Source organism: Nostoc sp. GT001 (assembly GCF_030382115.1).
In the GTDB taxonomy this organism is placed as follows: domain Bacteria; phylum Cyanobacteriota; class Cyanobacteriia; order Cyanobacteriales; family Nostocaceae; genus Nostoc.
Genome location: NZ_JAUDRJ010000003.1, coordinates 783,554 through 798,137 on the forward strand (window position 1 = coordinate 783,554; position 14,584 = coordinate 798,137).

Sequence of the window (14,584 nt, forward strand, 5' to 3'; positions counted from 1 at the left end):
GATCAGACTCAATTTTTAATTCAATGGTTAACAAGACAATGGAGGGTAGAACCCCTCACTGATTGCAACCACGAATTAAGGTAGCGTAGCGTAAAGCTTTTAGCATAGCTTCTCTCAGAAACGCAACGCGACTGCTTATAGTGAGTTCTTGATTGTCACGAGCAATTACGAATTATCTGGGCTGTGATTTTAAAAAATAGTGCAGCGTTCAGTTTTAGTTTTGTTTCAGGTGAGCCGAANATAGGCTCTATGAGTAGCNNNTGTGCATCTGGAAAAAAGGGATTGAGAAAATACTTAACTTCAAAATATAAAAAAGAAACTGTCAGGGCAAAAATAATGTCTTGGCGGAGGTAAATTGTCTAACACCGCATAAACACATAAAAACACGCAATAATTTTAACACGGGGGAACTGATAAAGTAAAACCGAAGTTAAAATTTTTTTTCCCTAAATTTCGGTGCTTATATATTTTTCCATCGCTGAATTTAGAAATTTTCTCCCACAATGTAGTGACAAAATTGGTAACTCAATACTTCAGGAACAGGGTATGAATAATAAACCGATGAATCAAGACCAGAAAATCACAGCGAATATCAACTCAAGAGATACCTATCAAGGGCAAAAGTGGTTAGTAGAAGAACGAGATGCCTGTGGTGTAGGTTTTATTGCTCATCGCCAAAATCATACCAGTCACGAAATTGTCGAAAAAGCCTTAGCTGCTTTAACCTGCTTAGAACACCGAGGAGGTTGTAGCGCCGATCGCGACTCAGGTGATGGTGCTGGAGTATTGACAGCAATCCCTTGGGAGTTGTTCCAACAAGACTTTGCCCAAAGGGGGAAGGAATTTCCATCTAGCGATCGCATAGCTGTGGGGATGATATTTTTACCACAAGACCAGCAAGCTGCACAACAAGCTAGGGTGACTGTCGAGCAAGTAGCTGCTGAAGAGAAATTAATTGTATTGGGTTGGCGAGTAGTGCCAGTGCAATCTGATTTGCTGGGGGTACAAGCAAGAGAAAATCAACCCCAGATTGAGCAAGTTTTGTTAGCTTCTGTTGACAAAAGCGGTGATGAATTAGAACGGCAGTTGTACATTACCCGCCGCCGAATTAGTAAAGCTGCAACTAACATCTCAGAAGAATTTTATATCTGTTCGTTGTCAAGTCGCACAATTGTCTACAAAGGCATGGTGCGTTCTGCTGTTTTGGGAAGCTTTTATGACGATTTAAAAAATCCAGCTTACAAAAGCGCCTTTGCTGTTTATCACCGCCGCTTTAGTACCAATACTATGCCCAAGTGGCCCCTAGCCCAACCGATGCGGCTTTTGGGTCACAACGGCGAAATCAATACCTTATTGGGTAACATAAACTGGATGATGGCACGAGAAGCTAGCCTGAATCATCCTGTATGGGGCGATCGCATCCAGGAACTCAAGCCATTAGTTCATATTGATAACAGCGACTCAGCCACCCTAGATAACGTAGTGGAATTGCTGGTTTGTTCTGGACGCACCCCTTTGGAAGCCTTAATGATTATGGTTCCAGAGGCTTACCAAAATCAGCCTTCTTTACGTGAATCTCCAGAAATTGTTGATTTCTACGAATATTACAGTGGACTGCAAGAAGCGTGGGATGGGCCAGCACTTTTAGTATTCAGCGATGGCAAAAAAGTTGGCGCAACACTAGATCGTAATGGTTTAAGACCAGCTCGTTACGCAATCACCAAAGATGATTACATTGTTGTAGCTTCGGAAGCTGGTGTGGTGGATTTCCCAGAAGCCGATATTGTCGAGAAAGGTAGACTCGGCTCAGGGCAAATGATTGCCGTGGATTTAGAAAATCATGAAGTGCTGAAGAATTGGGATATAAAGGGGCGCATCGCCAAGCAGCACCCTTATGGAGAATGGCTGCAACAGCATCGTCAAGAATTAAAGTCATTGGTCATTGGTCATCCGTCATTAGCAAATGGCAATGGCAATGGCAAAGGACAAATGACAAATGACCAAGGACAATTGACTATTGACAAGCAAACTTTACTTCAGCGTCAAACTGCCTTTGGCTACACCACAGAAGATGTAGAAATGGTGATTCATCCAATGGCGATCGCAGGTTCAGAACCGACTTTCTGCATGGGTGATGATATTCCCTTAGCTGTTCTGTCACAAAAGCCCCACCTGCTTTATGACTATTTCAAACAGCGCTTTGCTCAGGTGACGAACCCAGCGATCGATCCCCTGCGGGAAAAGCTAGTAATGTCTCTGAAAGTCGAACTGGGCGAACGGGGTAACTTATTAGAACCCAAGCCAGAATATGCTCGGAGATTGAAACTCGAATCGCCAGTGTTAACTGATAGTGAATTAGAAACCATTAAGCTGTCAGGATTTGCCACGGCTGAGTTATCAACCCTATTTGCGATCGCTAGCGGCCCAGAAGGATTGAAAGCCGCAGTGCAATCTTTACAAGCACAAGCAGCTGAGTCAGTCCGGGCAGGTGCAAAGATTTTAATATTAAGCGATCGCGATCGGGTTAATGACAGTATCAACACAGAATATACCTACATTCCTCCCCTATTAGCAGTGGGTGCGGTGCATCACCATCTAATTCGTGAGGGGTTGCGAATGAAAACATCCCTGATTGTGAATACTGCTCAATGCTGGAGTACCCATCACTTTGCTTGTCTGATTGGCTATGGTGCTGGTGCAGTTTGCCCGTACATGGCTTTAGATACGGTGCGTGATTGGTGGTCCGATCCCAAAACTCAAAAGTTAATGGGCGTGCAAAAAATTCCCACCCTCACCCTAGAACAAGCTTTAGGAAACTATCGCAAAGCAGTAGAGTCAGGTTTGCTGAAAATTCTCTCCAAAATGGGAATTTCTCTGCTTTCCAGCTATCAAGCAGCCCAAATCTTTGAAGCTATTGGCATCGGTGGAGATTTAATCGACCTGGGATTCCGTGGGACGACTTCCCGCATCGGTGGTTTAAGCATTACCGAACTTGCTGATGAAGTGCTTTCCTTCCACGTCAAAGCTTTCCCAGAACTAACGACCAAGAAGTTAGAAAACTTGGGTTTTGTGCAGTACCGTCCTGGCGGCGAGTACCACATGAATAGCCCCGAAATGGTTAAGGCGCTGCATAAGGCTCTAGATGGCAAAAACTACGACCACTACGAAGTTTACAAAAAGCACCTCCAAGGCAGACCGGTAACAGCCTTGCGAGATTTACTAGACTTCCAAGGCGATCGCCCGTCGGTTCCTCTAGAAGAAGTGGAATCGGTATATGAAATAGTCAAGCGCTTCTGTACAGGCGGCATGTCTTTAGGCGCTTTGTCAAGAGAAGCCCACGAAACTTTAGCGATCGCCATGAACCGGATTGGCGGTAAATCCAATTCTGGAGAAGGCGGCGAAGATCCAGTCCGCTACACAGTTTTAGATGATGTAGACGAGTTTGGTCACTCGCCAACCCTACCTCATTTAAAAGGATTGCGGAATGGCGATCGAGCTTATAGTGCCATTAAGCAAGTTGCATCGGGACGCTTTGGTGTTACCCCAGAGTACTTAGTCAACGCCCAACAAATTGAAATCAAAATTGCCCAAGGTGCAAAGCCTGGGGAAGGTGGACAACTGCCAGGCCCCAAAGTAAGCCAATACATTGCGATGTTAAGACGCTCCAAACCAGGCGTCACGCTGATATCGCCACCACCGCATCACGATATTTATTCCATTGAAGACCTAGCACAACTGATTTTTGATCTGCACCAAATTAATCCGAAAGCAAAGGTGTCGGTGAAGCTAGTTTCAGAAGTTGGCATTGGCACGATCGCCGCTGGTGTAGCCAAGGCAAACGCTGATATTATCCAGATTTCTGGACATGATGGTGGTACAGGTGCATCGCCACTAAGTTCGATTAAACATGCTGGTTCACCGTGGGAACTGGGTTTAAGCGAAGTGCATCGCGTCTTGATGGAAAATGGCTTGCGCGATCGCGTGATTTTACGCGTAGATGGCGGACTCAAGAGTGGTTGGGATGTGGTAATAGGTGCATTGATGGGCGGCGAAGAATTTGGTTTCGGCTCCATCGCCATGATTGCTGAAGGCTGTATCATGGCGCGGATCTGCCACACAAATAATTGCCCCGTCGGTGTCGCCTCTCAGAAAGAAGAACTCCGCAAGCGGTTTACGGGAATACCGGAACAAGTTGTCAACTTCTTCTACTTTATTGCCGAAGAAGTGCGGAGTTTGTTAGCCCGACTTGGCTACCGTTCTTTGTCAGAAATCATTGGACGTGCAGATTTGTTGAAACTGCGCCCAGAGGTAAATCTCGCCAAAACGCGATCGCTGAATCTCGATTGTTTACTTCAGCTACCAAATAGCAGAGACAATCGTAGCTGGTTGGTGCATGAAGAAGTTCACAGCAACGGCGTGGTTTTAGATGACAAGTTCCTTGCCGATCCTGACATTCAGGCTGCTATTAGGGATCAGTCTACTGTCACCAAGACTTACCCAATTATCAATACTGACAGAACAGTGGGCACAAGATTAGCGGGTGCGATCGCTTCCCAGTACGGTGACAGTGGCTTTGAAGGACAAATTAATCTCAACTTTACAGGTAGTGTTGGGCAAAGCTTTGGTGCTTTCAACCTCCCCGGCATAATTCTGAGCCTACAAGGAGAAGCAAACGACTATGTAGGTAAAGGGATGCATGGTGGTGAAATCATCATCAAACCTCCAACCGATGCTACTTATAACGCATCACAAAACGTGATAGTTGGCAATACCTGCCTCTATGGTGCTACTGGTGGCATATTATTTGCCAACGGTCTAGCAGGAGAACGCTTTGCTGTGAGAAACTCCAAAGGCATAGCAGTGATTGAAGGCGCTGGGGATCACTGCTGTGAATACATGACTGGTGGTGTGATTGTCGTCCTTGGCAAAGTAGGACGTAACGTAGCTGCTGGAATGACTGGTGGACTGGCATACTTCTTGGATGAAGACGACTCATTTCGTGAGTTAGTCAACCCAGAAATTGTCAAAATTCAGCGGGTAATTACCGAAGTAGGTGCAAAGCAACTGCAAGAATTAATTCAAAATCATGCAGAACGCACTGGTTCACCAAAGGCGAAGAAAATTCTGCAAAACTGGCAAGCATTTTTGCCGAAATTCTGGCAGTTAGTTCCGCCTTCTGAAGCTGATAGTCCAGAAGCTAATCCTGAAAAAACAACTGAGTTTAGTTTAGTCAGCAGTCATTAAGAGACTTCCAACAAATAAATTCAATCTTGTGAGGCAGGCCAGAAGGGCCTGCCTTTTAATAAAACAAGGTTTTCAGCGCCAAAAAACTTTCGTAATAGTCATGTAATAATATCAATACAGGATCAATATTTGGGCGATCGCTCTTTGAATAAAAAATTTTGGCTCACAGCTAGAATGCACTTAATTATCAGTCTCTAACCGAACGCAAAAATAACCATCTTAACCAAAAAAGATAATTTTAGTCATTAGCCAATTACTATTGACTAATGACTAATTATTTATAATTAATAATTATTACTTTTTGTTAGCAAGCAACTTTCGATCTGTATCTTCGATTTCTAAAAGTTCTGGAATAGTCACAAAGCGATAGCCTTGCTTTTTAAAGTTGTTAATAATTTCTGGTAAAGCTTGCACAGTTCTAGAACGATTACCACCACCATCATGCATTAGCACAATCCCACCAGGTTTAGAATCTTTAATCACGTTATCGATCAACTTTGGTACAGTTGGTAACTTGTAGTCTATAGAGTCAGCCGACCACATCACCACAGCATACTTTTGTCCTTTAGCATAAGCAGATAATCCATTGTGTAGGTTGCCACCAGGCGGTCGGAACAGATTTGTTTTAACACCTGTAACTTGATAAATTAAGTCTGTTGTGCGCTCAATTTCAAAAGCAGCTGCTTGTTGATTAAAAAAGTGATACCAGTGATGCCAAGTATGGTTGGCAATGACGTGACCTTGAGCGACAATCTGCTTTCCTAACTCTGGATAATTTTTGAGGTTCTGCCCGACTACAAAAAACGTCCCTTTAATATTATTTGATTTCAGAATACTTAGCACTTGCTCTGTAGTCTCAGGCCAAGAGCCATCATCAAAGGTGAGAGCAATCACTTTCTCACCCTGAGTAAGTTTTGCAGCTTTAATAATTTGCCCTTGAAAACGTGATGGTATAGGGTAGGCTAGACCCTTTGTTTGTGCTTCTTGCTGCCAGCTTGTAAGCATCGCTGCCTTTAATTTCTCAATGCGCTGCTGAGTTCCTACGTTTGCAGATACATCCTTGATATTTATACTTGGTCTACTTTGAGCATCCGAAGCATTTGGTCTTAGAAGCATCATAAAAGCAAGACTAAAAACACCACCTAAAGCAAGTAGCGCAATTAATATTCCTTCTGGCCACAGAAACGACTTATTATTTTCCACCTCAAAGCTCCTTCAAAGATCGAACCATCACCACGCTTATGACGGTACGTTGTAGCACATGTTTATTAGATATTTAGATACCAGTTACTTTCTGGTAATCATGAAAATTGGAATTGTTACTAACGGGAATTCAGAATTGATAAGACAGACTATATTGCTTTAACTAAAATCTATATGCTCTAGATTTGGACAGCGTTGAATATACAATACTTGGTACTGTTTAATTTCAACCCAGTCAGAAAAGGTAAGCTCTACGCTTCCACATTCTTACTGCTAGCTCTAAGAAGGAGAGGAACAGAATCAGATAATTAACCACACCCCAAAATCCTCTTAAATAGCAGTTCTGAATTAGTTGCTATTTTTCAGCTCACCGCTAAGGCAGCATTATCCTTTCAAGTTTTATAGCTCTTCAAATAATATGAACTCAGTTTCATACTTACAATTTACACTTTTAGCAGACTGAAGTTCTTTTAGCCAGACTTTGTGACAGCAAATCTGTATAATTTACAACTTAAGTCAATTGTTTGATAACATACAAAACTACTTACAAGGGTGGGGTTCTTTAAAAAAAAGAGTCTGGGAAACTATTAGTTCTATTCTTGATAGGATATATTTTACTGCCTGTTGCCATTGTTTCCTTTTTAAGAAAAAGTTAAATTTTCAACTGACAGAATGTTACCTAGTATTTTCTCTGAAATAGACCAGACGAAAATTGATTCAATATAGTTTCTCATTGCCAAGGGGCATTTATTCTTTAAATCTAGTCACCTTTGACTCATTCAAGAAAAATAATTCTATCAGCAGCTTACTTCTCTTTCGGATGCTGATACTTTAGCCGAAATTGCTAGAGCTTTCTGTCTGTGAATGTTTTTCTCAGATAATTAAGTATGTTTATATCTTAATTAATAGTACAGTTTAATATGCACTGTCACCGTGTAATTACGGAAATTAATTTCGGGTATATAGGCAAGTGATTAAAATCACAATAGTATGACATCTATCCCTTGAAGCAATAAGGTCTATATTTCATCTTTAAAAGTCGTATTTTTTACTAAAAACGCTTAATTTAATTATATTTCTGCATTAAATAATACATTTAAAATTTCACTAAATTTATGTAATATCACTTAAAAATACAGATCAAAATATATTTTCTTCCAACTCAACCTCCAGCAAAACTGCCCTCTGCCTTTTTTCAGTAAAGTGAGGTAGATACTGTCAAACATGGGGTAGAGTATTTTGCCGTTTAAAGAAAAAACCTACTGGTTGTATCGCTCTAGCAGTCTGTAACTAGCTTGTTTGGCAGGAAGAAACAAAAGTAATGATTGTCTCATAACTTGCCTTATAATTACAGCAATTAGAATTTTTATTTTTAATAATCTATTTAGCAATCTTAATTATTTGCTTATCTTACCTTAGACAAGTCATAGTTTATGTACAGCACTTTTGCTTATCTTTGGTAAATAAATAAGTGTATTATTTAATGTCTGTATAGATTGACCCTCAACCCTGCTTTCCTATTGACATACCTTTTGAGTCAAAATAATCAAGGTATTTGTCTCACTTCTGAAACTGGCTAGAAACTTTTATGATTCCTCACGAAAGTGATGCAAAAGAAGAGCGTGCGTCGTTAAAAGTATGGCGTAGTTGGCGAGAAAATCTGATTTTAATTGCGATCGCACTGTGTTTGGCATTCTTAATCAGGACTTTTATCGCCGAACCGCGCTATATACCTTCTGACTCGATGTTACCCACCTTACATACAGGCGATCGCTTGGTAGTTGAAAAAATCTCCTACCATTTTCACCCTCCCATAACTGGCGATATTATTGTTTTTCAGCCACCCGCAGAACTACAACGTCGAGGATATCCCAAAGACCAAGCGTTTATCAAGCGAGTTATTGGCCAGCCTGGTGAGGTAATAAGTGTTGCTTCTGGTAAAGTTTACCTCAACGGTCAACCCTTAGCAGAAGACTACATCGCGGAACCTCCAAATCAGCCATATCAACCAGTAAAAGTCCCAGAAGACGAATTTTTCGTTATGGGAGATAATCGCAACGATAGTAATGACTCTCGCTATTGGGGCTTTTTACCCAGAAAAAATGTCATTGGTAGGGCAACATTTCGCTTTGAGCCTCTCGATCGCATTGGGTTCATTTAATCAGTTTTAGATTTTGGATTTTTCTTTCAATCCAAAATTGCCAGAGTTAGGAGTTATTTTAAGACTTCTAACTTTTAACTTAAAATCTCAAATAATACATTATCTGGGCGATCGCATCACCAGTTAACTCCAGCCGTCGCTGGAAATCAGCCAGGTTACGGTAAGGCCCGGCTGATTGCCGATTTTGCACCACTGCTTCCGCCAAAGACAAATCTATAAATGGAATTTGTGCTAATTTTTCAACGGTTGCTGTGTTCGGGTTGAGTAAATGGGTAGGATTTTCTAAAGATTCGTGGTCATAGTAAATAAAATTCAGCAGAGGCTTTAATGGCTCTAAGCGCGGCGCTGGTATACCCAAAGCCGCAGCGATATCTTCAATACAGTAAAATTTCACACCCGAATGTGAAAGTTCCACAAGCGATCGCGCTTGGTGAATTGACAAACCTGGTAAGCGTAACCAATCATCTACAGTGGCTTGATTAGCATCAATACGGATACCTAATTGAGCTGCAATCTGAATTTCTTCCCCAGATTGTAGGCGATAGTAGGGATCGTTGAGGAGCTTGGCGCGAAGTTTTTGCAGTCTGGAATTTAAAGGTAGCCAATTATTCATGATTGTCGCTTACCTCAAGAAATCTGGTCTAGCAATTGGCGGCGCTTTTGCTCAAATTCATACTCTGAAATCAGTCCATCCTGGCGCAAAGCATCTAATTCCCGCATTGCGTCAGCGATCGCTCCTACCTGATTAATCGCCTTTTGTGAAGTCCTCGCTGCTGACTTGCCTAGATTAAAATTACGATCAAAAGCTTCTTCATCTTGGGCTAAATACCAAACTCCCTCAATCGCACTAGCTACCTTGGGGATCGGTGTCCAGGAAAGCAACACATACAAAACACCCCACAGAGGTTGTCCCAGGTAGAATTTATGTAATCCTGAAATTGTCAGCGTGCCAGAAAAAGCTAAAACAGCGGCAACACTTCGACTTTTGCGCTTAGTCAACATATTTTTAATAAGTATACGAATACCATAGTTCCTACAATAAGACAGCCAAAAGGCACACAGACAATTCAAAACTCACTCATTTTAGTCAACCACCCTTTTTTGTCCTTCCGACTTTTGGGTGGTAAGCCCCACAATTTAATATTTGAAGAAATTTGAGTAAGTTTCACATGACTGTGCATTGAGCTTTGATGTTAATTTTAAGTTTTTAACGGATCAGATTACTGCAATGTCACAGACCTTCCTACCGCCAGAATGGTTTAAACAGCTTTGTGATCCTTACGCTGTGCTAGGAATTTCTGTGAGTGCTGATGATCGCCAGATTTTTAAACGCTATCATACTTTAGCGAAACTGCTACATCCCGATCGCTATGCTAAAAGCTGCAATCCAGACCAAGAATTAGCAACGGCAATACTTAGCTATTTAATCAATCCAGCTTACGAACAACTCAAAAATCGACACAAGCGCTTGATTGCCATAGCCATGCTGCGATCAGATGCAAGAGTATTACAGCAGGAAGCTTTGTGTGGGAAAAGTGCCATAGCTCAAGAACTTAGAGAAATGTCTGCACCCCAAGCAGAATTGTTGTACGAAGAAGCGATCGCTTCCTATGCAGAAGCTCAATACAAATCACTCCATCAGTTCTATCAAATTACACAACAAATTAGCATACTGAATTTAGTTTACTTACAGTTGCATAAACCTGACTTGTTTCTAGCGCAAAAAGCTGTTCGCATCACCCCTGAAATAGAAGTCAAGCCAGTGGAATTGACATTAAATGAAAAAACTAATGTCGAACCAGTTTTGACAAACTACGCTCAACGTCACTACCAGCGAGCTATTGAGTACGTCAAGCTAGCCAACTGGCCCCTAGCCGTGCAAGAACTGCGCGATGCCATCAAGTTAGAGCCAAATAACAGCGAATATTATGCCTTATTAGGTTTAGTACATCTAAAACAGAAATTTATCGGCATGGCTAGGGTTTACATCCGTCAAGCATTAAAACTTAACCCGCAAGATTCACTAGCTCAGAAATACGCTACCAGACTGAAAATTGAACCGGGCGAAAATACTAATCCTAAATCAATAGCTAAAGCTCTGAGTATCGCCGCTTTATTAAGTCGATTTAACAAGGGGAAACGTTCTCAAGTCAAGTGTTGAAATTTCGGTAACAAACCGTACCAAAACCGAAGCTTCGTGACTAGATTACTCCCCTAGACTAAAATAATAAATAGAAGTAAAACTATTAAGCTACTGAGTCTGGGCGCTCAGTTTAATATAAGCAACATGGGATTCTTCGATTCTGAAATAGTTCAGCAAGAAGCAAAACAGCTGTTTGAGGATTATCAAGCGCTGATCAAGCTTGGCAACAGCTACGGCAAATTTGACCGCGATGGCAAAAAGCTGTTTATTGAGCAAATGGAAACCATGATGGATCGATATCGCATCTTTATGAAGCGTTTCGAGCTATCAGAAGATTTCATGGCACAAATGACAGTAGAACAACTGAAAACGCAATTAGGTCAGTTCGGTGTCACCCCGCAACAAATGTTTGACCAAATGCACCTCACCTTAGAACGGATGAAAGCCGAGCTAGAAAAACAGCCCTAGCAAAAGTTAGGAGTTGGGAGTTAAGAGTTCTCAATAAACTCATAACTCATAACTTATCACTCCTAACTTTAATTTGACTTGGGACGAGAAAACTGGGAAGGTGACTTGAAGTTTTCTACTGGTATGTTCTTAAGTGCCTTCTCCATAAAATCTTTCCAAATGGGAGCAACCATACCGCCACCTGTAGCACGGCTAGCTAGTTGTCTGTTGTCGTCCCTCCCTACCCAAACCGCAGTGGTTAGCTGTGGCACAGTGCCAACATACCAGATATCCTTTTCTGAGGAAGTTGTACCCGTCTTCCCAGCGCTTGGACGAGCTATGGCAGCACCTTTACCTGTACCATTAGTAACTACCGTTCGCATTACATCGATAATGGCTGCCGATGCCCAAGGGTCTAGAACTAGCTGGGGTTTCGGGGTGTTATCTAGTAAGACGTTACCACTACTATCGGTGACACGGGCTATTACAGTGGGTGGAGATTGCCAGCCATAATTCGCAAAGGTAGCATAAGCACTAGCCATTTCTAGGGGAGTGACACCAATTGCACCAAGAGGCAGAGAGGTAACAGGTTCCATCGGACTCATGATCCCCAAAGTACGGCAAGTTTCGATCACTCGATTCATGCCAACAGCCTTACCAATCTTAATCACGGGAATGTTGCGCGACTGGGCTAAAGCCGTACGAATTGGCATAGGACCGCTAAAACCCCCATCATAATTTCTGGGGAAGTACCGACCATTACCATCTTGATAGCTGACTGGAGAATCTACCACCGTTGAGTCTGGCCCATATTTACCAGTAGCAAAAGCAGCATAGTAGACAAACGGTTTAAAGGAAGAGCCGGGCTGACGTTGAGATTGAGTTGCCCGATTGAATTCACTGGTCTTAGGATCTACACCGCCCACCAGTGCTTTAATAAAATGGGTGCGCGGATCAATTGCCACTAAGGCGATTTGATTCTTCGATAATCCCTGTCCAAGCAATGATTTATGCCACTTAACGACAGTTTCCTCTGCCATTATTTGGAAGTTGGCATCAACTGTAGTTTGTACACGCATCCCGCCTTTGAGTAATGTCTCACGCCCAAACTTTTTAGCCAACTCCTGCGCTACTGTATTGGTTATATAAGGTAGGGCACTACCTTGAAAGGATTTGATTCTGCCAAGTTTGATTTCTTGTTTGAGGGCACTGTCATAGTCTGACTGGTTGATCCAGTTCAATTCCAGCATCCGTCCTAGCACTTCTTTTTGTTTCTGTTTTGCCAGCTTCATGCTCACAAATGGACTGAATTCCTCTGGTGCTTGGATCAAACCCGCCATCATTGCCGACTCACCCAAGCTTAAATATTCTGATGATTTATTAAAGTAACTGCGGGCTGCCGTTTGTACACCATAATTGTTATGACCCCAATAAACTTGATTGAGGTACATTTCTAATATCTGGTCTTTAGTAAGAATTTGCTCTAACCGGATGGCTAGCACCCCTTCTGCTAACTTTCGGGTAAAGGCGCGCTTACGAGACAAAAATAGGTTTTTTACCAATTGCATAGTAACAGTAGAGCCACCCTCTTTGACTCCACCTGCTACAGCGTTAACTACTACAGCCCGCCCGACACCAGTAGGGTTGATACCGTGGTGATCGTAGAAGTGGCTATCTTCACTTGCCAACACTGCCCGTTTTAAATTCGGGGAAATTCTATCTAGGGGTACGACTTCCCGGTTGGCTTCCCCGTGAATACTGGTTAAGAGTTTGCCCTTAACGTCATAAATGTAAGTCGTTTCTGAGGGAAAGAAGTTACGTAGCTGTCTCACATCTGGCAAATTACGGAAACTGATGGCTAAACCAACCAGTCCTCCGGCTACAATGGAACTTGCCAGCATGGTGATTGAGAGGAGAGTACCGCCAGTTACCTGACCGACTCCTTTCAAAAACTCAAAACCTGATGAAGCCCGACGCTGTGGCTGTTTATCTTCAAAAGTCCTAGACGACGACACGGCTATTTCACTTCCTCACTTGTAAATTTAACTGTAATTGATTGGGTGAAGCAAGGCGGTTAGTTTTTTGCAATTATAGTAGTTTGGCAGATGAGAAAGTGGATAAATTGCAAGTGTTTATAACCAACTTAACTTCTAGTGTGCAAAACATAGGTAATAATGAATCTCTTAGCATGACGCCAGATTTTGCTTGGTTGCGTCGTGGTGTAGTAGAAGTATTCCCACAATCAGTTGATGTTAACAGCGAAAGTTTAGAAAGGCTCTTACTAACTACAAACCAACCTTTAAGGGTAAAATTAGGGATTGACCCTACTGGTACTGATATTCATCTAGGTCATAGCATACCAGTACGAAAACTGCGAGGATTTCAAGATGCAGGTCATACAGCAGTTTTAATTATTGGTGATTTCACAGCGCGTATTGGCGATCCAACTGGTAAATCTGAAGTGCGTCGTCAGCTTACAGAAGCAGATGTAGCTAAAAATGCTCAGACTTATCTCGATCAAGTACGTCCTATCTTGGATTTTGACACACCAGGAAGGTTAGAGGTGCGCTATAACTCCGAATGGCTCTCTAAGCTCAACTTAGAGAAAATTTTGGAGTTACTCTCCACGATGACGGTGGGGCAGATGTTAGCGAAGGAAGGATTTGCCGATCGCTATAAAAAAGAGAATCCAATTTTTATCCATGAGTTCCTGTACCCGTTAATGCAAGGTTTTGATTCGGTTGCAGTTGAGGCAGATGTGGAATTAGGCGGCACCGATCAGAAATTTAATATTGCTGTAGGCAGAGATTTGCAGCGCCATTTTGGTCAAAAACCCCAATTTGGTATGCTGCTGCCAATTTTGATTGGCACGGATGGCGTACAAAAAATGTCTAAGTCTTTAGGTAATTATATCGGATTGTCAGAACACCCAGGACAAAAGTATCAAAAGTTGCAAGGAGTTCCCGATAATCTCCTAGAACAGTATTTTGAACTGTTGACGGATTTACCTTTGGATCAACTGCCAGAAAATCCCCGCGATCGCCAAACACTCTTAGCATGGGAAGTTGTTAAACAGTATCATGGCGAAACCGCAGCCCAAGAAGCGAAAGAAGCAGCCCAAAGCGGCGGTAAAGAAGGTGCTGTTCCAGAATTTTCTCTAGCTAGTGTGCAGCAATTTCCTACGAAGTTAGCGTATATTCTCAATGTTACTGGCTTGTGCAAAAGTACAGGTGAAGGAAAGCGGAAAATTCAAGAGGGTGGAGTGCGCCTAGATGGCGATCGCATCACTGATGCTGATACCACTTTCGATGCTCCTAGTCAGTTAAAAGGTAAAGTTTTACAAGTTGGGAAAAATAAGTTTGTGCGCTTAGTACCTTAAATGGGGA

General features: G+C 42.3%; 9 protein-coding genes. 5 read left to right on the forward strand and 4 right to left on the reverse strand.

What is annotated here, in order from left to right:
* The first annotated feature begins 546 nt into the window (after positions 1–546).
* Positions 547–5,244, forward strand: coding sequence for a glutamate synthase-related protein (locus QUD05_RS06310; RefSeq protein ID WP_289795330.1), 4,698 nt, complete (start codon positions 547–549; stop codon positions 5,242–5,244).
* 294 nt (positions 5,245–5,538) lie between these two features.
* On the opposite strand, the gene QUD05_RS06315 is transcribed toward QUD05_RS06310, so the two are convergent.
* Positions 5,539–6,447: a polysaccharide deacetylase family protein gene (locus tag QUD05_RS06315; protein ID WP_289795331.1), complete on the reverse strand. Its 909-nt coding sequence runs from the start codon at positions 6,445–6,447 to the stop codon at positions 5,539–5,541.
* A gap of 1,588 nt (positions 6,448–8,035) precedes the next feature.
* On the opposite strand from QUD05_RS06315, the gene lepB reads away from it, so the two are divergent.
* Complete coding sequence (gene lepB / locus QUD05_RS06320) at positions 8,036–8,608, forward strand: signal peptidase I (RefSeq protein WP_289795332.1); 573 nt, start codon at positions 8,036–8,038, stop codon at positions 8,606–8,608.
* Between the two features lie 79 nt (positions 8,609–8,687).
* Here lepB and QUD05_RS06325 read toward each other — a convergent pair whose 3' ends face one another.
* Entirely contained in the window at positions 8,688–9,221 is a 534-nt protein-coding gene (locus tag QUD05_RS06325; RefSeq protein WP_194042369.1) for a ComEA family DNA-binding protein, read from the reverse strand.
* A 14-nt stretch (positions 9,222–9,235) separates the two neighbouring features.
* Positions 9,236–9,610 (reverse strand): NINE protein, encoded by a 375-nt coding sequence (locus QUD05_RS06330; protein WP_289795333.1) that lies wholly within the window; start codon positions 9,608–9,610, stop codon positions 9,236–9,238.
* A 226-nt stretch (positions 9,611–9,836) separates the two neighbouring features.
* Here QUD05_RS06330 and QUD05_RS06335 point away from each other — a divergent pair, with 226 nt between their 5' ends.
* Both QUD05_RS06335 and QUD05_RS06340 read left to right on the forward strand, forming a co-directional pair.
* Positions 9,837–10,769 carry a J domain-containing protein gene (locus tag QUD05_RS06335; RefSeq protein ID WP_289795334.1) on the forward strand — a complete coding sequence of 311 codons (933 nt, stop codon included), beginning with the start codon at positions 9,837–9,839 and terminating at the stop codon, positions 10,767–10,769.
* A gap of 126 nt (positions 10,770–10,895) precedes the next feature.
* On the forward strand, positions 10,896–11,219 hold the full coding sequence (locus QUD05_RS06340) for a DUF1825 family protein (protein WP_094349476.1): 324 nt from the start codon (positions 10,896–10,898) through the stop codon (positions 11,217–11,219).
* A gap of 68 nt (positions 11,220–11,287) precedes the next feature.
* Here the strand turns inward: QUD05_RS06340 and QUD05_RS06345 are convergent, their stop codons facing one another.
* The gene (locus QUD05_RS06345) at positions 11,288–13,213 is read right to left on the reverse strand and encodes a transglycosylase domain-containing protein (RefSeq protein WP_289795335.1); all 1,926 of its coding nucleotides are present in this window, start codon (positions 13,211–13,213) and stop codon (positions 11,288–11,290) included.
* Positions 13,214–13,386: 173 nt separating this feature from the next.
* Here QUD05_RS06345 and tyrS point away from each other — a divergent pair, with 173 nt between their 5' ends.
* On the forward strand, positions 13,387–14,577 hold the full coding sequence (gene tyrS, locus QUD05_RS06350) for a tyrosine--tRNA ligase (protein ID WP_289799892.1): 1,191 nt from the start codon (positions 13,387–13,389) through the stop codon (positions 14,575–14,577).
* Positions 14,578–14,584: the final 7 nt, after the last annotated feature.